This window comes from Pseudomonas fluorescens Q2-87 (genome assembly GCF_000281895.1).
GTDB classification, from domain to species: Bacteria; Pseudomonadota; Gammaproteobacteria; order Pseudomonadales; family Pseudomonadaceae; genus Aquipseudomonas; species Aquipseudomonas fluorescens_S.
Map to the genome: position 1 here is coordinate 3,951,556 of NZ_CM001558.1, position 18,574 is coordinate 3,970,129.

An 18,574-nucleotide genomic window follows, 5' to 3' on the forward strand; every position below is an offset into this window, starting at 1 on the left:
GCACTTCCCTCCCTTTGCCGCCGAAGCCATAAATGAACCTTACCCAGCCTCGTTTGAGATTGCTGTTGATACTGAGCGCGATCCTGTTAGTGGTGGGCGCTACGTCCTACTACCTGTTTCGCCAGAGCAATACATGGGCAGATGAAAGCTTCAGCGCCGAGGATATGAACGAAGGAGGCATAGAAGACATCGGCACGCTGACGCTGCCAGAGGCGCAAAAGCGTCTGAATTACTTGATCCACGACACTGGTGAAACCCTAAGAATTCTGGATTTGGTGATTGACTCGGAATTTAGCCTGACCGTTGACAAGACCGAGTCGGCCAGCAGCCAAGAACTGCGGTACGAGGAGCTGTTTGTTCCTTTCACCAGTGCACAAGTGAAGACGGCCCTGGCGTCGAGCCATGACCTGCGGTTCGCTCAAAGATTGTTTGCTGACAGTTCCGAAGTGCGGTTCGACACCAGCAACCTTGACCCCCTGTGGAAACGCGCCGCCTCGCCGGATGAGGCGGCGGCCGAACAGTACCGTCCAGAACGCTTGCGTTTTCGAGACGGCAGCGAGACAGCGTTTGCCGATATCAAGGTATCCCCCCAATCAGGCCCTGATGATAGCGAGTCATTCGATGCCCCCATCACATTGGCGGTCAACAAACCCTTGGCCAGCCTCAGCCTGACGATCGCGTACCGCAGCTATCCGGCATTCAAAAAAATCGTCCTGGACAAGGACCACCCACGAGTGACCTTGGACGACGGCCAAACTTTCCAGCTCACTGCCCTGGGTGACGGCAGCGCCTCGATACGGCTGAGTATCCCCAAAATGTCGACCTTCGTGGTGCAGGGTTTGACCGGCTCGGGCAAGGCGCTTTACAGCAACGGCAACAGCACCCGCTCCTTCCCTTCGGACGGCGAAATTGCGGCGATGCATGCTTTTTACAACGCCCTGCTGCAAACCAAGGAGGATCTCGATCGGCTCAAGACCAGTCAGGCCGTGCAACAACAAGTGGAGCAACTGGCCAATAATCTCTCCACCCTGGCGGGGCCGCTGAAAAACACCGAGGTCGACTACCAGTTCGAGTCCACGCCTCAGCGTATCGTCATTCATGTGCTCGATCCGATGGAAGACAACATCGCCGTCATCGACGAGGTGCACAACGTTCTGGCAGAGCAACCGCGTTACATCGCCCGCGAGCGAAAATCCGGTCTTTACGGCTTCATCGACCAGGCCGGTCAATGGTTAATCAAACCGCGCTGGAGAGAAGTGCAGGATGGCGGAGTGGCAGATACCTACACGTTGTTTACGCTGGAAAAATCCAGCGAGCCACAACGGGACGTGCGGGAGGTGCGGAGCCAACTCGCCTACTTCGCCGCCGGCAGCAATAAACTCATAGACCTGCCGTTCGAGTACATATCGCAGACATTGGACAATGACCTGCTGCTGGTAGAGCGTGAAACCAACGGCCCCTATGGGATCTACGACGCCAAGGCGCACCGCTTCACCCTGCCAATGAAGTTCGTCAATCCCACGGTAACCGGCAACGTGTTCATCGCCCGCCTCGGCAATAAAACTTATGCCACGGAAGGTTACTACGGCGCTTATACCCTGGCCGGCAGGGAGATTTTGCCACCGCAGTTCTCCTATATTGAGCAAAGCGGTGATCACCTCTACACCCGCTCAGCCGACCAGAGTCACCAGGACGTTTTCGACCTGGAAGGCAAGCGAATCAACCCACAGGGCTATAACGCAATCGGTGTTTTTTTTAGTGAACAACCGCTGTTGGTGCAGGACGGTAAAAGTAAGAAGTTTGCTTTTATCAACCGCCAGGGCGCGTTGCTTCCCATCAAACTGCCCTATGACGAGGTAGAGCCGTTTTCCAACGGCATGGCGGTGGTCGGTCGTGACCAACGCTATGGAGCCATCGACCTGACCGGCAGATTGCGGGTTCCGCTGGAGTACAACAGGATCAATGCGTTCCAGACCCGCTACGCCGCCGCCATCCCGGCCGGCAGTGGATCTGGACTGGTACTGATCAATCAACGCAACGAACAGTTCAAGAAGCTCGGTTCCTACACCAGCATGACAGTCCCGGATAACAGCAACGAAGCCCGTTACAACGTGAGGGACCCGAATAATTCTGACGAGTACCTGGTCTATGACGCCGACGGCAATCTTGTGAAGGAAGAAGAGTAGGGATTTTCCTCAAGACTCAGGGACTCATTATTCGCTTACCTTGCTTCTCCCTCACCTCCAGCGCCTGCCCATCCCGCTGCTTACCTTGCCGCGCCTGGCCGACCAGTAGCGGTATCAAGTCGCCCTCCGGCAAGTGCCGCCAGAAACGCCCGGGCATGTGCTGGCGCAGCGCCTGGGGATTGAGCCGCGCCGGGTTGAAAATGTGCCGGTAATAGGTCCGCCACAGCTCGGCGCCGGGATCTTCGGCGTGACGTGCCCATTGTCGCCATTGCTCGGGGCAATGGCGCTGGTAGTCCAGCCGCTGGCCATCGAAGCGGATGCCGTCGCGAGGCGTTGCGATCAGCCAGCGTTGTTTGCCAAGCCGCTCGGCAAAATGCCCACTCGCGCTTTCAAGGATGTCATGGGCTGGCTCATGAAAAGACACCAGGTCCAGCTGCAATGACTCGGCTATCGCCGGGGGCAACGGGATGAAACGTACAAAGGCGTGCAGATGATGCGCTTCACGCTGGACCTGCTTGATCCGCCGCTGCAATTCACTGCCCAGGCGATCACCGGCCAGCATGGCGGTGCGGTCGCCATGCGCGACGCGCCAGAGCACTTCGTACAGCAGGTTCCAGCGCTGCTCGCCCTGGTAACGCCCGGCCTGTTCGAGCTGAGCCAACAAGGCCGCCGGCACCCGCGTGCGGTACGGCCCTGGACCTAGGGGCAATGGCGTCGGCACAGCCAACAAGTCAGCCATGGGGCCTTGGGCCCATGTGACATCGCTCGGATCGATACCATGGCCGAGCAGCGTCCGCGCCTGGTCGCGCCACGTGGAGAAATCGTCATCACACTCCAATGCGATCATCCCCACAGACCCATCTGTACCGGCCTCTGGGGATCGCGCAAACGCGCCCGTAGCAAACCGCTGCGCACCTGGGCGTCAGCGGGCCGGTAGTCGCTGGTAACAATGAACGGGCGCGCCTTCTCCAACACGCACCGCAACTGCACCAGGTCGTCATAGCGGACCCGCCGCTCCTTGCGCAACGCAACCAGCCTTTGGACGCTACGCAGGCCAATCCCTGGAATACGCGCCAGCAATGCGGGTTCGGCGCGATTGACATCGAGCGGGAATACCTCCCGGTTGGCAAGCGCCCAGGCCAGCTTGGGGTCGATGTCCAGGTCCAGGTTGCCGGTATTGCTTAAAAGCTCACCCGCCTTGTAGCCATAACCGCGCATGAGGAAATCGGCCTGATAGAGTCGATGCTCACGCAACAAGGGAGGCGCCGCCAGGGGCACGCTGGCAGGGCTGTCAGGAATCGGACTGAATGCAGAGTAATAGACCCGTCGCAGGCCATAACCCTGGTAGAGCGATTCGGCGTTGCTCAGGATGGCGTGGTCATCGGTGGCATCAGCACCCACGATCACTTGGGTGCTCTGCCCCGCCGGGGCAAATCGGGGCGCCCGCGGCTCGCCGGCCACGGCTTGCTGGCCCAGTTGGATGGTGCCCATGGCTTGGCGGATCGTCGTCAGCTGCTTTTCCGGTGCCAGGCGCTTGAGGCTGACTTCCGAGGACAGCTCGATGTTCACGCTCAGGCGATCAGCCAGCCGCCCTGCCTCTTCGATTAGCAGCGGATCGGCATCCGGAATGGTCTTGAGGTGAATATAACCACGAAACTGATGCTCTTCGCGGAGCAACCGCGCCACGCGAATCAACTGCTCCATGGTGTAATCGGCCGATCGAATGATGCCGGAACTCAGGAACAAGCCACTGATGCAGTTGCGGCGATAGAAATCCAGCGTCAACCGCACCACCTCCTCAGGCGTGAAGCGCGCCCTCGGCACGTTGCTGGAACGGCGGTTGACACAGTACTGGCAGTCGTACAGGCAAAAATTGGTCAGCAACACCTTCAGCAACGAGACACAGCGCCCATCCGGCGTGTAACTGTGACAAATCCCCATGCCATCGGTGGCGCCAAGCCCCTCGCGGCCTCGGGAGCTGCGCTTCGGAGCTCCACTGCTGGCGCAGGAGGCGTCATATTTGGCAGCGTCGGCAAGAATGCCAAGCTTGGCGATCAGTTGCATGGGAGCGTCTCGATACTGGATGCATACACAGTATTTTGAGATGTGCGGCGATGCAAGCGCCATTGGTCAATTGTGAGCAGATGAAAGCCGGTTCGTCCGGGCCCTCCACATAGGCCATGCCAGTGAGGGAGCTGCGCACCGTTGACATGTCCTTATGCGTTCATTCCGCCGGGTGATACAGTTGCCATCAATTAAAATCTGCTAAAGCACAAAAAATGTACAGGACGACGTCATTCCCACCCAACAAAGAAGGTCGTGATTTTGCGGTGGGCGACATTCACGGACACTTCAAACTTCTAACACAAGCCTTGGATAAGTTGGATTTCAATAGCGAAGTGGACCGTATTTTTTCTGTGGGAGACCTCATCGACCGAGGCCCCGACTCCATAGACGCATTGAACTGGCTTGAAAAACCGTGGTTCCATGCCGTGCGCGGCAACCATGAACATATGCTTATCGAGTGCATCTCCGGCCACGGCGACATACCCAGGCATATCCGAAATGGAGGGGCTTGGCTCTACGAATTACAGCCAGACATCCAGCGTGAACTCTTAAAAGCTTTACAAGCACTCCCATTGATCATTGAAATCAATTTATCAAGCGATCAAACAATTGGAATAGTCCATGCCGAAGCCCCTGTCATGAGGAGTAACGATGGCTGGCAAGAAGCTAAAGACGCTATTACTGGAAAATCGGGGAAGCAGCATCAGCGGCAAGCCTTGAAAACAGCGTTGTATACAAGAGAGAAAATCGAGCAGCAAGACCACACGCCTATTAAAGGCATCGACCGGCTCTATGTCGGGCATTCAACAGTGCCTGGCGTCAGGCGCTTGGGCAATGTTATATATATTGATACTGGCTGCGCATTTTCCGACGGCGCGTTAAGCTTGGTGAACATCCAGACTGAAATGATCGCCAGTATAAGCATGAGCGAAGCGCGCCCTTAATAAACACAGGGCAGATGTTCCGAATCCGGAACGACCAAAACGATGCAGCACGGCCATTCGGACCCGGCTCTCCAAAGGAACTCAACAATACGTCGAGAGGAGCAGTCCACGGTTTTTCAGTAGCGTTTGTAGCCTGCCCCTTTTTCGCATAACTTTCGAGAAGCGCCGCTCAAAGTTTCTCGAAACTTATTCTTCTATGACTTAATAACTAGCATGATCATCGGGATTTGACTGAGCATCAAGAAGCCTCTTCACCTCATCGGCGGAATTTTGAGGCAACGTGAGGGTCCCACCCGTTTGACTGCCCCCTGGAATGGCCGCCCCGGATAGTCCGGATCGTCAGGAGAATATTCGCGGATAAAATATTGCTTATATAGAGTATCTTGACTCATGACAACCTCCTCAAATTAACCTAATAGATTTTTCCCTACCGCCCTCATGACGGCACAGTAAAGATTGAAGATTGAAGGTTGAAGATTGAAGGTTGAAGGTTGAAGGTTGAAGGTTGAAGGTTGAAGGTTGAAAAAATATTGTCACAGAAGATTACGACGCGGAAGCGTGTACTTGCGCGAAGTATCGCAAGACGCATAGTTAGAGCATTGATCCCTATGGCTACGAATCCTGCCCTTTCACGAGATGACATATTGTCCAAGCTTCTCGCAAAAGGTGTCGGACACACAAGTTAAAAACCAGACAACAGACTAATCAACTTGTGAAGCTTAAGAAATTGGTGGCTGGCGGAGGACTCGAACCTCCATCTACCCCTCGAATACCACCTAAAATCCAGGTGTCATTCGAGGGAAGGCTGCGCCGTAGCGCAGCCGTAGGGCGCATTACCGATTATGCTAACCAGCCTACATTTTCGAAAATAGCTCATTCGCAGAATAACTGTCAAGGAGATATTCTTGTTGAAGATGCTGAATAATTCCTTTAGCTCGCCTATCCCCGGTTATTCCCTTATACCTTTTTGCCACCAAAGGAAGCACATCTTTTTCTGGATCTAATGACTTGACACACAAATCTAGAATCACCTGCTGCCAGACTTTCGACAACAAAATCATATCCTGACTATTCAAACTTCCCGGCTGACTTGGAGTGCATCCATACTTAGCGGCTATATTAGTAACTTGGGGTTGACCGAAAGAATACGCCGCACTAGCTTTGCCTCCATGAAAATTTTCGTTTCTTAGCTTCCTATAATAATCAATTATCGCAACATCCCCAACATCCACCAGCTCGCCCATCGCCACATCATCATTCACTATCGTAGAGGAGTCATTCCTTGAAGCATATAAAACGCGGACAGTCTGTCGTAAATAATCTCCCTCCACGGCAGCTGTAGGTTTGCGCACCAAGGGCTGCTTTCTTATTTTTTCACACGCAACTTCAGCCTTACCATTTATAAAAGCTATATGAGAAACATAAACAAACTGTTTCGTACGATCCAACTCTAGCTGATCTAAATACAACCTCCCATACCCTAATAGCTTTGCCTTTGCCGCTATAAACTTGGAAGGACTTACACTAACTTTAGCATCATCCAAGAAAATCCTAACCGATGAGTCCACAATAGCCATGTATGGATTGATGCTACCCAACTCTTTCTTCAACTCAGTAAAAATTGCACCTGGCGTCATCACACCCTCCACCCAAAACTTTAAAGCCCAAAAGAAGTTCTCAACTAGTCAAAGCAGGCATTCCGCTCATGGCGTTTATTTTATTGATAGCATTCACAAACGAAATTAAAAAACCATCTCGACCTTCCGCCACACCACAATAATAAGTTATATACTCTTTGAATTTGAGCTTATCTTTGTCCGCCCACGACTTACAATTCGCAACTGGTGTTTTAGCCTCATCCATAACATCCTTAACTGCTAACGACTTAATACCCGCATCCTTAAACTCACCCAAAAGACGCTCGCGTTCTTTTTTAAACTTTACGAAAAAATTATCATCATTTTCCAACTCCAAGATAAACACTATAATTCGCCGCTCAATTGCCAATCCCTGATCATCAGGCAACGTCAAATAGAGGCTTTTATTTTTATATTGTCAGTCACTGTAGCGGGTACATCCCCATCAAATAAAACCAGGCTCCGTTCAAGTAGCAACGGGTAGTTCACACACAAGGCACGTAATGCGGAATAAGATGTACCCGGACCATTTTCCTGTTTATTCAATGACGAATGAAACTCAACACAGCTTAATATTTTTCTCGACTTTATTAGTTTTTTTGCAAAATGGACAGCATGATCATCCTCGCAAAAAACTCTTATTTTTCTAGCTTTAACAGCCTCTTCTGGATCCTGAAGTGTCAGCTCTTTGTATGCCAGTTCATAAGGAGGATTACGAAGAATCGGATAGTTTCCGTCCACCGCGGTAGATTTGCTAACAAAATTAACTACTATTCTATCTTTCTTTAAGTTCTCACCATGCTCCAAATAAATATGAGAAATCAGATGGAGCGAATGCGTTGATACGATCACCTGAACGTTGTACTTACTCGACCAGCGCTGGAGATAATCAAAAAGTCTTAATTGAGCAACAGGATGTAAACTACTTTCGAATTCATCTATACAAAAATCCCATTACCCCCACCATTTCTCCCTTTAAAAGAGCGCCTAAAACCTAGAAGCCTATTGAATATAGCCCCCAAATTATCCTCCCCCGAAGATATCGAAAGCCAATCATACCTCGCGCCTTCTCCTACAGGGGCAAAAGTTGTCTTGACATTTTTTTCGTGCACGGGAGTAAACTGATTATAATCAGTACTTGGCAATACCGTTTCATAGTAGTCCTTCAGATCAGCAGCTTCTTCGGGACTCAAATCAAGTGACGCCGCCTTATCCGGGACGGCCTTAGTATCAACCAAAGGATACAGTCTTTTCAAATTTAGAAAGGACGTATTATATGCAAAGTTACCATCTCCCTTTTCAGCGCCAGACACTACAACTCGATGGCGATTAGTTTTATCGCCAACATAGTACATCGCCACAGTTTCTTTCAGCATTATCCCTTTGTCCGTACAAAGGATCAAGTCATATTCATACCTATCCCTGTCGAAAACAGGAGACAACTTAAATACTTCTTTTAATGGCGTTTTCAGAACCTTGCCAAAGACATCTTGAGCCTCACTATTAAAGGGGTGCGCTATCAACCCCATCAAGGATGTTTTCATCGTCCCATTACGGCCAGAAAATATCGTAATGTTTTTCCCTAAAAAAACATCTTGATCCTGCATAGTTCTAAATCGCTTAATCGCAATACCTGCGATTGAGGCAATAACAACTTCCTTGTTTTCTGAATAACCCAGCTCAATCTTAGTTGAAGCCGAAGGAAATTTTTTCATCCCGGAGAGTCTCATTATGACAAAATGCCACCACATTACACCTTTTGCACATAATTGGTCAAAATTGAAATAACAAAAGCCCAGCGTTTTTTAGAACTCAGAACAGCCTATCAAGCAAACTGGGCTCCCAATTCATAATCACCAACTCCCGACTCACTTCTGCGTTTCCTTGCCGTTGATTAGTGGAACTGTAGCGAATATCCAGCGTCTCTAAGTAAAAGCCCTCAAACACCCGCCGAATGTCTGGGTGATCGTTAATGCTCACCATCACCTTGCCCTTGCACCGACGCATGAAATAGGCCATTCGCTCGTAGTTTTCGAACGGAAAGTCCACCCCATATCCGGCTGTCTGCCAGTAAGGCGGATCCATGTAGTGGAAGGTATGGGGGACGGTCGTAGCGCTCTGCACATTCTAGCCAGGGCAGGTTTTCGACGTAGGTGCCAGACAGACGCTGCCAGGCGGCCGAGAGATTTTCCTCGATCCGCAACAGGTTGATGGCTGGGCCGGTAGTGGCAGTGCCGAACGTCTGCCCGGTGACCTTGGCGGCGAAGGCATGGTGCTGCAGGTAGAAAAATCGTGCGGCGCGCTGGATGTAGGTGAGGGTTTCGGGGCGGCTCATCTTCTGCCACTCGAACACCTGCCGAGAACTGTGCGCCCATTTGAATTGGCGCACGAACTCTTCGAGGTGGTTCTGCGCCACGCGGTACAGCGTCACCAGGTCGCCGTTGATGTCGTTGAGGACTGCGACCGGTGCTGCCTGAGGCCGCATGAAGTAGAGCGCGGCACCGCCGGCAAAGACTTCAACGTAGCATTCGTGAGGTGGGAACAAAGGAATGAGGCGGTCGGCCAGGCGGTGTTTGCCGCCCATCCAAGGGACGATGGGTGTAGACATAGATAGCAAGACCTTTACTGTATGGATAAACAGGTGCCAGCTTCGCCGCGCTTCGTGCACGGAGTAAGAGCCTTGGCTGGACTTGCAGGGACAATCTGCAGGGACGGCGGTAGGGTTGGATGTTGACGCATCCAACCCGGCCGCTCTTTTTCACTTCGGTGTTGAGACTTCTTTTACATAGGCCTGACAGGCAGCCAGGGCGATCAGTCCTTGGTCGCCGGCATCGGTGATGCTGATAATTCGTTGAGCATGCGCCGGGTCAAGTTGGGCTCTTGTGGCTCCATGAACCACGCTGCCGGTTGTGGTGACGGCTGACACTGTGCGGCCACTGGCTGCATCGGTGGCGTCGAGTAGGACTGACAGGCGCAGATCAGCAGTGGCAAGACGGTCGCGCAGGGGACTTTGATCACGTCGGGCATCGTTTAGGGCTCGGTAATGTGTTTGTTCACTGGCTGAAAGCCGCTGCTCCAGGGCGAGACGTTTGGCCTGCTCAGCTTGTTGCTGCGCTGCAGCCGCCAGAGTCTGTTGGTTAAGGCTTTCCGCCTGAAGGCTGGGTTGTTGCTCCAGCTGCCGACCGTAGCGCCAGTCCTGAACTTGCCAGGTCCGCGCGGCAGATCCGCCGGCCAATGCGGCCAGCAGCACACCGATGGCCAGCAGCCGATACGGCACCGGGATCAGGTCGACGAGACGCATAGCACCGCCCTCGCCCGCGCCCACAATTCCAGCCGATCCGCCAAGCCATTGAGGCCGCCATTGATCTTGCGGGTGATCGCCTCAAACTCATCGCGATCTGCCAGCGCGTTCAGCTCGCGGACCCACCAGAACCATGCAGCCGACTCGGCGGCCCATTGCGGCAGCTCGAGCAGCTCGGGGGTGCGCAACAATCGCTCATCACCAAACAGAGCCAGGCTGCAGCGCAGGTAATTGTTGCGGCCGGTCACCTGAATCAAGCCGCGACCGCGATAGCGCTGGCCACCTCAACCGTGTCCACCGCGTAACGCCCCTGGCGCGCCAAGGACGTTTCGGCATAGCCCTGGTAGATCTCGATAGAGCTGCCACGCCGAGGCAGCTGCACCTCGCCGTCACGGTCATCAATGCGCAACTCAAACTCGTCGGAGTCCATACCTGGCTTGTCAGAGGTGCGCAGCAAAAACGACCTATCATTGATCAGGGTCGTGATATCGGCGCCATCGGCAACGATTCGAAAAGTGGGGGTCATGAATTTTGTCCAAAAAAAACCCGCGCAAGGCGGGTCAAAAAACAAAGTGTCGCTACGCGTAACGCAACGGTCTGTCGGCGGCGGAATCGCCCAAGGTCAATCCCACAAGCTAATCCCTTCCTCGGTCGGGCTGGGCAGGTCCGGCAGCACGATCAGCACCCCAGCGCGGTAGGGCTGGGGTTCATCCGCCAGCCCCTGATTCGCATCCAGCACCGCCTCGGTGCTGCCGTTCAGGTGGCCATAAACGTTATGACAAATGACATTGAGCATGTCCCCATCAGACGTTCTGCATGTCGTCGCCATAGCGCGCAAACTCCAGAGTGAACCCTTGTTTACGGGGAATCCCGCCGTGCATCAGCGCGCCCTGCTCCTCGTTGATATTCTTCAGGCACCAGGTCCCAATCACTTCGCCATAGCCCGTGGTCAGGGTCAGCGGCTGAAGCCTGGCTCCAATGCTGCGCAACGTGTCGAGCTGCTTGAGGCCACCCTTGAAGCCCGGGTAAATCGTCCCTTTGAGCGTTAGCTTTTCCTCCCCCATTCCTACGGCCTGCTGCGCCGGACGGCGCGACAGTCGCTCCTGTGAAGCCCAGCGAAATTCGGTCGAACGGCTCAGCTCGTCGAAGGCCGCCGTGTCCAGGTTGAAGTAGTAGGGCTGAACTTTGGGGTCACGGGGCTGGATGATCAGCAAGTGGGGAAACAGCTTCACCGCCTCCGGCGCCGGCGTGGCATCCACGGCAAAGGAACTGGTGGGCACGATGTTCGCCAACGACGGGCTGACTTTGCCGGCGATGTTATTGATCGCCGTCGCCGCCTTGCCCGCCTGTTCCTTCAGCGTACCCATGCGCATGCTCACCCCTCGCGAGCTGTACCGCGCTCAGAGCTTTCCCGACAACTACGTCATCGACAGAGGACACGACGGTCGGAAGTTCAGCAATAAGACGCAGGTAATGATGGTGGGTAATTCGGTTTCGCCGTGGCCAATGATGACGTTAGTTGGCGCAAACAAAGTTGAAGTAGATGGCGATTTGATAGGAGCGGCAGCATGAATACACTTTGTTTACTCATGGCCCAATACCATAGACAGGCTGTCATCCCGCTCAGTCGCGTTTGTGCTGATTACATGCACCTGACTGTTGAGAGATTCAAACTGAAATGTATGTCAGGAGAAATAGACATTCCAATTGTCAGGCTTGGCGCCAACAGCCAAAAGGCAGCCCTTGGCATTCACCTAAGAGATTTAGCCGATTACATCGACAAACAAAGAGGCAAGGCGACTAAAGAACAAAAACAACTTATGCGCTAACTCAAATACGAGCTATATTTTTTTGCAGCCTCAGAGGGATTACCAATTCGCATTTGTAATCCCTCAAAAAATCCAATATGATAAGCGATTTTCTAGAGAATAGTCAGATGCTTACACCGTTACGCTATCCCGGTGGCAAGGCCAAGCTTGGGGCCTGGCTTGCGCACCTGCTAAGGAATAACAATATTCAAGATGGCTCGTACATCGAGGCATACGCCGGCGGCGCGGGTGCAGCAATTTATTTGCTGAGCAACAAGTATGTAAAAAACATATTTATCAATGATATTGACCCTGCAATTTATAGCTTCTGGAACTCCATTACCAATGATAGCCGCAGCTTCATCAAGCTTCTGTTTGAAACCGAAGTCACTATCGACGAAAGGGAGAAGCAGCGAGAGATATATTTCAACCCCCTAAAACACACTGAACTGGAATTAGGCTTCGCCACCTTCTTCCTTAACAGAACCAATCGCTCAGGCATTATAAAAGGGGGAGTTATTGGGGGGAAAAACCAGGACGGAAATTACAAAATTGACGCCCGGTATGCAAAAGAAAATCTAGCTAAACGCATCCTAGATATAAGCGAAATGAGATCCAAAATAACAATTTCGTCGGATGACGCCATAAAATTCATGAACAAAGTTCCGCACAATGCGAACTCATTGATAAACCTTGACCCACCGTACTACAAGAAGGCCGACCAACTTTACTCAAGTTTTTATACGCACGACGACCACGTACGCATTGCGCAACTGGTACACTCAATAAAGACACCAATCATTGTGACGTATGACAACTGCGAAGAAATTCAAGAAATTTACGAAGACCACAACACATTAACATTCAACATCATTTACTCAAGCCACTTGGAACGCCCCGCCGCAAAAGAGCTTCTAATCTACAAGAATATAAACATCGACCCCTTACCGTTCACATCAAAACAGATAAGCCCAATTAAGGAGCCGAGCACAAAGCAATTAAGCCTTAGCAGCTAGCAACTGCCATAGCAATTTCAAGAAATGATAGAACTCATCCCAAGTTTTTATAACATCCGCATCCTTGGGATTAAACATTTCAGAATGAATAAACTTTTGCATAGTTGGCACTGTCACGATCGAATTTTGCGCCATCAACTCGACCTTCTGAAACAGATCCGACCCTGTCCCCTCTACTAAAATATTATCATCAATCAACTTTTTTCGAATAAATCTAAGCATATCCTTTATTGAGGCACCATCAATACGCCCCTCCTCCATCAATTCGTTTCTCCTCACGAATGCCCTGAAGGTACTTTCAACAAAGGCCCGCACAAGCATCATTCCCGCTATCGGACACTTTTCGACAGTCTGAAGCTCTTTATAGATATCTCTAATTTTTTGTTCGCTCGTGGGCATTTCCAGAGGATGCAAAGCCCTAGTCACATACTTTTTCCGCAGAGAGCTGTGAGTTGCGGGTGTCGTACCGTTCTTCCCACCCTTTACATCCGCTCCCCCAGCCCCAGGAGCACCTGCTTGCGCAGGACCTACTTGAGGCTTGCCACCTTCCGTAACACTGATACCATTTCCGCCAGGCTGGCCGCCGGCCTGCGGAGATGCGGGTCTTGCACCAGGTCCATTGCCGCCCGGCACAGGGTCCACCACATCAACAGAATCCAACTTCATTTCGTGCCGAATCGCATCGATATACAGGTCACGATTTGCCGCACCCATCAGAGACATTGTCCCAGGAGTATCTCCACGTTTAACATGAATATAGCCAGACTCAATATCACCAATAATTTTCTTAACGATCACAACCGCCGTGAACAACGGCACCACTGGATAAATATTATCCTCACCATCAAATTCGAAGCCAAGTAACTTAATATTTTTTGCCGCACTAAAAAACCGGCCCAAAGTAGTAATACTAAAATTATCGGGAACCTCTAAATCATTTTCATCAGCCCAAAGCATGAGTTTTGCGGCCTTCCAATATGGCCCTTTCTCACCAATCGAAATCTGATAGAACTCTTGCTGTAGAGACTCCCAGTTCTTCCGACCTAGCCCGCCATTTTCACCGGTATGGGCTCGCCAAATATACGCGTTAATTGCCTCTTCACTTGAACCGACCATGCAATCAACCTTGCCGATTAGATTGCCGTTATCCTCAGCCGTCTTCGCAAGCTTAGTAAATCGATCCCTGGAAGCTTTATCAGGACAGAGGTGCGGCCGATTCAACAGCTTTAGAGCTGAAATCCGACGATTTCCATCTCTAACTTTATATTTATTTCCGTCTTTGTGAACCACGATATGTTCGATGGACAACCCAGCTTCAGCGATATCCTTGGCAAGCGCAAAAAAAGGCTGCCCGTACGAAATCATTCGAGCTAAAACAGCATCTTGATCTTTGGCGAAACCGAGACGGGGGTTTTTCTCATCCAATGTCAACAGATCAATAGAAACCGCTTTCTTTTCCTTGAACTCAGCTCTCATTTTTAATCTCAGCTATAGGCAAAATTTGGGTAAAAAGACAGGCCACATGTCTTTTTAACATCACGAAACAGAGAACATACTAATTTTGCCCACTGCAAGCAACGACCCACCTGACCAAAAAGAATGTGAAATATTTCGTCACCTCTTGAGAAGGCTAGCTTTCCATTGCCAACTTTTATAGGAATCCCCCCTTTCTCTCAGGTGCGTATAGCGGCGTAATGAGTTCCAATCACGATGCCCTGAAACGCTGGCCACCCTCGGAATATCCCAATCCATTTCAAACAGCCGACTCACCCCGTCATGCCGCAGATCATGAAAATGCAGATCTTCAATGCCCAACAGCGGGCATGCCCGAGTGAAGACTGCCGACACTGACTTACCGTTGTAGGGAAAAATCTCCTTCTCTGCCTTAGGCATGGTCTTCAGAATCGCCCAGGCTTCGTCAGGCAGATGGCACCAGACGTCGTTGCCAATCTTTTGCCCAGGATTCTTCATGTCCCGCACCAGAACGGCTTGCCGGTTCTCGTCAAGATCCTCCCACCGGATCCGCGTGATCTCCTCCTGCCGGCGCGTTGAGAAGATCGCCAAAGCGATCATCTTCGGCATGTGGATCGACTCCGGCCGGCGCTTCAGCGCCCCGAAAAAATGCTCCATGAGTTTATCCAGCTCTTCCAGGGTAGGCCGTCAGTTACGCTCCTTGCTTTTGCTCACCATGCCCAGCTTGCGTAACACCTTGCGCGCATCCGGCATGGCCAGCGGATCGACCTCATAGCCCCAAGCGGGCCGAGCCACGGACAACACCGCACCCAAATGCGACAGATCGTTGCCAACGTCTGCGCCTGAACACTGCCGCCCTCCTTCCCGATTCGCCACTGCGCGAACTCCACCAACTTCTGGCTGGTCAGCGCCGAATCGTCGAGCTCGCCCAACCAGGTATCCTTGATCGCCTTCAGCGTGGCGTTCTTGGTCTTCCCTAGCTGACGGATCTTTTCGTATTCGTTCAGATACTGCTCGATCATTTTATTGATCGTCACACCCTTGCGGTTCGCGCGCTCGATGCCGCCAGGTTCCGCCAGCTCCGTTTCTCGCCGCTTGATCCAGGCCTGCGCAACCTGCTTGCAGTCGGAGGCTTGGCTTTCCTGATAAACTGTCGCCCCGTCCCGATTGATCCGTATCTGCGCTGTGCAGGCCGTCGAGTTGTCCTTGCCCTTACGTGATGTGATCGTGCCCATTTCCAGTTGCTACAGCGCCGAAGTCATTTGCTACATTGCAGCAAGCGACTTCAGAAACAGGGGAAAAATGGGTAGAAGCCTCTGTATGAAGACCAGCATCAATGAATTCTGAAAATCCTGTACTGCCCGTAAACATTAGCGTTGCCCGCTCTGAACCGTCCCGGCGCTTCAGTGTGGCCCCCATGATGGATTGGAACTTCTAACTCTACAGCCCACGTAGTACGAGCTTTGTAGCCGTGTCGATCAAGCTCCGTACCATTTTTGTACCAACCCCTGGCCCAAAGCATCAATGACCGGCGTTTTTCTCACTAGCTCCACCAATCCGAGGCAGCGCTACTGCTATGCTTAATTCCTTCCGAGACGAGTCGGCGATCATGGCAAGCGAATACTCACTGGCGGATGTTCTGTACAGGATTTATCAAAATCAGTTGGCCCTAGAGGCAGCAATAATGGAGCTGACGCTGTGGGCTGAACAGCAAGACGCTGTGGAGGTAGGTGAGAATATTCGAGGGGCACTCAGCACCATTACCGAAAATGCCGGACATATCAAACAAGGACTCGCCCGATTAAAAGGGGCGGGCTTCATCTAAATGGCAATAGCGGCTGTTTAGAAACCTACTGGTAAGGGTAAAGCCCTAGCCAAAAAACCTTACCATTTGCCCTCTCAGGTAAAGCCCTCCTCGGCGAACTGTCTCATGCGCATTGGCGCGCTGCTATGCTTGTCGCTCCCATCCATCGCAGGAGCGACTATGGCGACGCCGGTCACGACTTTGGATCAATCTTTTTCGATAGCGTGTGCGTAATAGCTAACCGCTTCCCCCATTAATCGTCGCCAGTCGTGCTTATCAATAATTCCCTGTTGCTTGAGATCATCGGCCATCCTAGTCAGCTTCTCATACTGCTTCTCGACATCCATTCGGATGTCAGGCTCGGCAAGCGCTTTGTGCCAAGCGGCTAAAGCCTGCTCCCTGCGGTCTTTACCCATCGTTGTAGCCTCGTCGTCACGTAGCGGTGTAGACATTAACGTTCAATGACCCGTTCCAAAACCAGCTCATCGTATGAGAACGTTCTCAGCTGCGGACGGCCAGTTTGGTGGTGTCCTCTCGTGAAGGCCACGGGCTTGCTCAATCCTATGACCGTTCGGATAGGTGTGGGGAACCGGAGCTTTAACGAAAAAATCGAAGTAGAAATCACAAGCTATTCCAGATTATGAATATCGAAAATACAGCCCATCTGATCAGTTTTTTACTGGAGCAAATGACCGCCGATATGCGATACGAGGCGGATGAGCTGAGCGGAGAGCGGGAAATCATTTTGTTCGGAATTCGGGAGATGCTGCAGCTCGGTCTGCTGACTGCAGAATGTGAATACGCGGAAATTTCCGATGCTAACGGACCGCTTTTGGCGTCTGCTTCTAATATATGCCTAACAAAAAGGGGGGTAAATTTTAAAAGGCATTAGGCCACTATTTACTTAAATCACCGCTGGAATAAGCTTGTCAGCTTAAATTCCGAGGTGTTGAAATGGACAGGTTGTCGAAGATCGAGATCGAGGCAGCACTGAGGGATCTACTCCCTGGGTGCTCAGTGGAATGCACCTTAAATTTCGACGGAACCGCCTCGCTTTTGGTAGCAGGTCATGACGGAGAATCTTTTGCCGTTGTCGGTCTGATCAGACACCAGTTTCGAGGCGAAGTAGGCTTAAGGAAGCTGGCTCGATTCATCTTTGAAGACATCGAATTGGCTCGCCAAGGCTTAAAAACTCATAAAGTGCAGGTGGTCTCGCCTTCATCCTTCCACGCTAAGCCTCCGCCAAAGCTAAAGAAAACTCTCCATTGAGCACGCTTCTGCGCTGAGCATCCTATCGCTACGTCTATGATGTGCGCTGAAGTAGATGCTTCATCGAGGCTATCAAGTCGTTTACGGCCCACGGTTTTTGCAAATATAGGGTTGGACCAGGCACTGATCCAGGAAGAAATTGATATCCTGATGTGAGTATCGAACCGATGGAAGGCCATTTGCCCCTAACCATCTTGATAAAATCCATGCCATTGATTTGCCCAGGAACGCCGTAGTCGACAATTACGAGGCAACATCGAACCTGAGATTGAAGCAGGTAAATCAAGGCTTCATCGGCCGATCCGAAAGCGACGGTTTCAGCTCCAATGTCTTCCAAGATCTCAACCATGAGTACACGCAGTGTTTGATCATCCTCAACGATCAATACTTCGCCTTCAAAAGGGCCAATTTCTTCCCAGTTTGTGATCATATTTTGTCTCTGCCAGAAACGGCTGGCGCATGCAGCCAGCACGAGCGGATGCTCCTCTATATCGCGATCCCAATATGATGAGGCAATGCTCAATTGAGCGTAGCGTACTCGACCGGTGCCGCGCCGTTTTTAACACCTTCCACAACCTCACCGGCTGACGCTTTGTGAACCAGTGCGTGCGAGTGAATGAGAAGGTGAGAACTGCGCAATCCTGCACACAGCTTCAGGCGGTGGCCCGCTCGAGGCATGTCCAGCGTTTTTATGTTGACCCACGGGAAAGAGGTTAGGAGGGTTAGTTTTTTACTCGCTGCCCTGAAAGCCTTGTCTGGTAAGGCTTCGCGAAGGATTCGCGAAGGTTAGTTTTTGGTTAGATTGTGGTTATTTCCTAACCTTTATTGGCGTTAAATATTCAGCTTATAAATTCTTTTAAATACAGTCACTTATGGATTCCTAACCTCTAACCTAACCCAACCTAACCCTTCAAAGTTAGGTCTCAAGCCCAACAAATACGGGCCCTCCAGCCCACAACATCCCTCTCAAAAAAAACCTAACCCTTTTCCCGTGGCGCCTCCGAAATCCGTACGCCTTTGCACGCGTATGAGCATTGCGAAAGACACCCACCTTCGCAGGGATCCGCAG

17 protein-coding genes, 1 tRNA gene and 6 pseudogenes are annotated in these 18,574 nt (G+C 51.7%); 6 read left to right on the forward strand and 18 right to left on the reverse strand.

Annotated features, from left to right (window positions below; translation table 11 throughout):
- The first annotated feature begins 32 nt into the window (after window positions 1-32).
- Window positions 33-2,186: a WG repeat-containing protein gene (locus PFLQ2_RS10390; protein WP_003183241.1), complete on the forward strand. Its 2,154-nt coding sequence runs from the start codon at window positions 33-35 to the stop codon at window positions 2,184-2,186.
- Window positions 2,187-2,202: 16 nt separating this feature from the next.
- On the opposite strand, the gene PFLQ2_RS10385 is transcribed toward PFLQ2_RS10390, so the two are convergent.
- Together PFLQ2_RS10385 and PFLQ2_RS10380 are read right to left on the reverse strand one after the other, a co-directional pair.
- Complete coding sequence (locus PFLQ2_RS10385) at window positions 2,203-3,033, reverse strand: TIGR03915 family putative DNA repair protein (protein WP_003183242.1); 831 nt, start codon at window positions 3,031-3,033, stop codon at window positions 2,203-2,205.
- Complete coding sequence (locus PFLQ2_RS10380; protein WP_003183244.1) at window positions 3,030-4,250, reverse strand: putative DNA modification/repair radical SAM protein; 1,221 nt, start codon at window positions 4,248-4,250, stop codon at window positions 3,030-3,032. Before PFLQ2_RS10380 ends, PFLQ2_RS10385 begins: the two co-directional genes overlap by 4 nt.
- Before the next feature lie 215 nt (window positions 4,251-4,465).
- Here PFLQ2_RS10380 and PFLQ2_RS10375 point away from each other — a divergent pair, with 215 nt between their 5' ends.
- On the forward strand, window positions 4,466-5,197 hold the full coding sequence (locus PFLQ2_RS10375) for a metallophosphoesterase (RefSeq protein WP_003183246.1): 732 nt from the start codon (window positions 4,466-4,468) through the stop codon (window positions 5,195-5,197).
- 728 nt (window positions 5,198-5,925) lie between these two features.
- Here PFLQ2_RS10375 and PFLQ2_RS29995 read toward each other — a convergent pair.
- From PFLQ2_RS29995 to PFLQ2_RS28365, 12 genes and pseudogenes are all read right to left on the reverse strand, one after another.
- Window positions 5,926-6,052 (reverse strand) — tRNA-OTHER (locus PFLQ2_RS29995).
- Complete coding sequence (locus tag PFLQ2_RS10370; protein ID WP_033046131.1) at window positions 6,052-6,834, reverse strand: hypothetical protein; 783 nt, start codon at window positions 6,832-6,834, stop codon at window positions 6,052-6,054. Before PFLQ2_RS10370 ends, PFLQ2_RS29995 begins: the two co-directional genes overlap by 1 nt.
- A gap of 40 nt (window positions 6,835-6,874) precedes the next feature.
- Window positions 6,875-7,228, reverse strand: a complete 354-nt coding sequence (locus PFLQ2_RS10365) for a hypothetical protein (RefSeq protein WP_003183251.1) — start codon at window positions 7,226-7,228, stop codon at window positions 6,875-6,877.
- A complete protein-coding gene (locus tag PFLQ2_RS28890; protein ID WP_003183254.1) occupies window positions 7,225-7,686 on the reverse strand; it encodes a hypothetical protein in 462 nt (153 codons plus the stop codon). The genes PFLQ2_RS10365 and PFLQ2_RS28890 overlap by 4 nt, the downstream gene beginning before the upstream one ends.
- A gap of 24 nt (window positions 7,687-7,710) precedes the next feature.
- Window positions 7,711-7,776 (reverse strand): annotated as a pseudogene (locus PFLQ2_RS31035) (hypothetical protein); the annotation flags it as partial.
- Window positions 7,773-8,549 (reverse strand): AAA family ATPase, encoded by a 777-nt coding sequence (locus tag PFLQ2_RS10360; RefSeq protein ID WP_003183256.1) that lies wholly within the window; start codon window positions 8,547-8,549, stop codon window positions 7,773-7,775. The pseudogene PFLQ2_RS31035 and the gene PFLQ2_RS10360, both read right to left, overlap by 4 nt.
- A gap of 97 nt (window positions 8,550-8,646) precedes the next feature.
- A pseudogene (locus PFLQ2_RS27900) lies at window positions 8,647-9,442 on the reverse strand (DNA adenine methylase).
- A gap of 150 nt (window positions 9,443-9,592) precedes the next feature.
- Window positions 9,593-10,135 (reverse strand): lysis system i-spanin subunit Rz, encoded by a 543-nt coding sequence (locus PFLQ2_RS10355; protein ID WP_003183260.1) that lies wholly within the window; start codon window positions 10,133-10,135, stop codon window positions 9,593-9,595.
- Window positions 10,117-10,416 (reverse strand): annotated as a pseudogene (locus PFLQ2_RS27905) (glycoside hydrolase family 19 protein); the annotation flags it as partial. The gene PFLQ2_RS10355 and the pseudogene PFLQ2_RS27905, both read right to left, overlap by 19 nt.
- Window positions 10,413-10,661, reverse strand: a pseudogene (locus PFLQ2_RS10350) (phage late control D family protein); the annotation flags it as partial. The pseudogenes PFLQ2_RS10350 and PFLQ2_RS27905, both read right to left, overlap by 4 nt.
- 96 nt (window positions 10,662-10,757) lie before the next feature.
- Complete coding sequence (locus PFLQ2_RS10345; protein ID WP_033046133.1) at window positions 10,758-10,964, reverse strand: tail protein X; 207 nt, start codon at window positions 10,962-10,964, stop codon at window positions 10,758-10,760.
- Window positions 10,939-11,514, reverse strand: a pseudogene (locus PFLQ2_RS28365) (phage tail protein); the annotation flags it as partial. The gene PFLQ2_RS10345 and the pseudogene PFLQ2_RS28365, both read right to left, overlap by 26 nt.
- A gap of 189 nt (window positions 11,515-11,703) precedes the next feature.
- Here PFLQ2_RS28365 and PFLQ2_RS27920 point away from each other — a divergent pair.
- Complete coding sequence (locus tag PFLQ2_RS27920) at window positions 11,704-11,964, forward strand: pyocin activator PrtN family protein (protein ID WP_033046134.1); 261 nt, start codon at window positions 11,704-11,706, stop codon at window positions 11,962-11,964.
- Between the two features lie 107 nt (window positions 11,965-12,071).
- Window positions 12,072-12,959, forward strand: coding sequence for a DNA adenine methylase (locus PFLQ2_RS10340; RefSeq protein ID WP_225970838.1), 888 nt, complete (start codon window positions 12,072-12,074; stop codon window positions 12,957-12,959).
- Here PFLQ2_RS10340 and PFLQ2_RS10335 read toward each other — a convergent pair.
- Window positions 12,942-14,435: a hypothetical protein gene (locus tag PFLQ2_RS10335; RefSeq protein ID WP_003183272.1), complete on the reverse strand. Its 1,494-nt coding sequence runs from the start codon at window positions 14,433-14,435 to the stop codon at window positions 12,942-12,944. The two genes, PFLQ2_RS10340 and PFLQ2_RS10335, sit on opposite strands and share 18 nt — an antisense overlap.
- Before the next feature lie 138 nt (window positions 14,436-14,573).
- A pseudogene (locus PFLQ2_RS27925) lies at window positions 14,574-15,667 on the reverse strand (site-specific integrase).
- A gap of 374 nt (window positions 15,668-16,041) precedes the next feature.
- Between PFLQ2_RS27925 and PFLQ2_RS10330 the strand changes: the two are divergent.
- Window positions 16,042-16,257, forward strand: coding sequence for a hypothetical protein (locus PFLQ2_RS10330; protein ID WP_033046569.1), 216 nt, complete (start codon window positions 16,042-16,044; stop codon window positions 16,255-16,257).
- A 185-nt stretch (window positions 16,258-16,442) separates the two neighbouring features.
- Here the strand turns inward: PFLQ2_RS10330 and PFLQ2_RS27930 are convergent, their stop codons facing one another.
- Complete coding sequence (locus PFLQ2_RS27930) at window positions 16,443-16,652, reverse strand: hypothetical protein (RefSeq protein WP_033046570.1); 210 nt, start codon at window positions 16,650-16,652, stop codon at window positions 16,443-16,445.
- Window positions 16,653-16,876: 224 nt separating this feature from the next.
- On the opposite strand from PFLQ2_RS27930, the gene PFLQ2_RS27935 reads away from it, so the two are divergent.
- On the forward strand, window positions 16,877-17,128 hold the full coding sequence (locus PFLQ2_RS27935; protein ID WP_033046136.1) for a hypothetical protein: 252 nt from the start codon (window positions 16,877-16,879) through the stop codon (window positions 17,126-17,128).
- A 411-nt stretch (window positions 17,129-17,539) separates the two neighbouring features.
- On the opposite strand, the gene PFLQ2_RS28900 is transcribed toward PFLQ2_RS27935, so the two are convergent.
- Entirely contained in the window at window positions 17,540-17,977 is a 438-nt protein-coding gene (locus PFLQ2_RS28900; RefSeq protein WP_343228924.1) for a response regulator, read from the reverse strand.
- Between the last annotated feature and the right edge of the window lie 597 nt (window positions 17,978-18,574).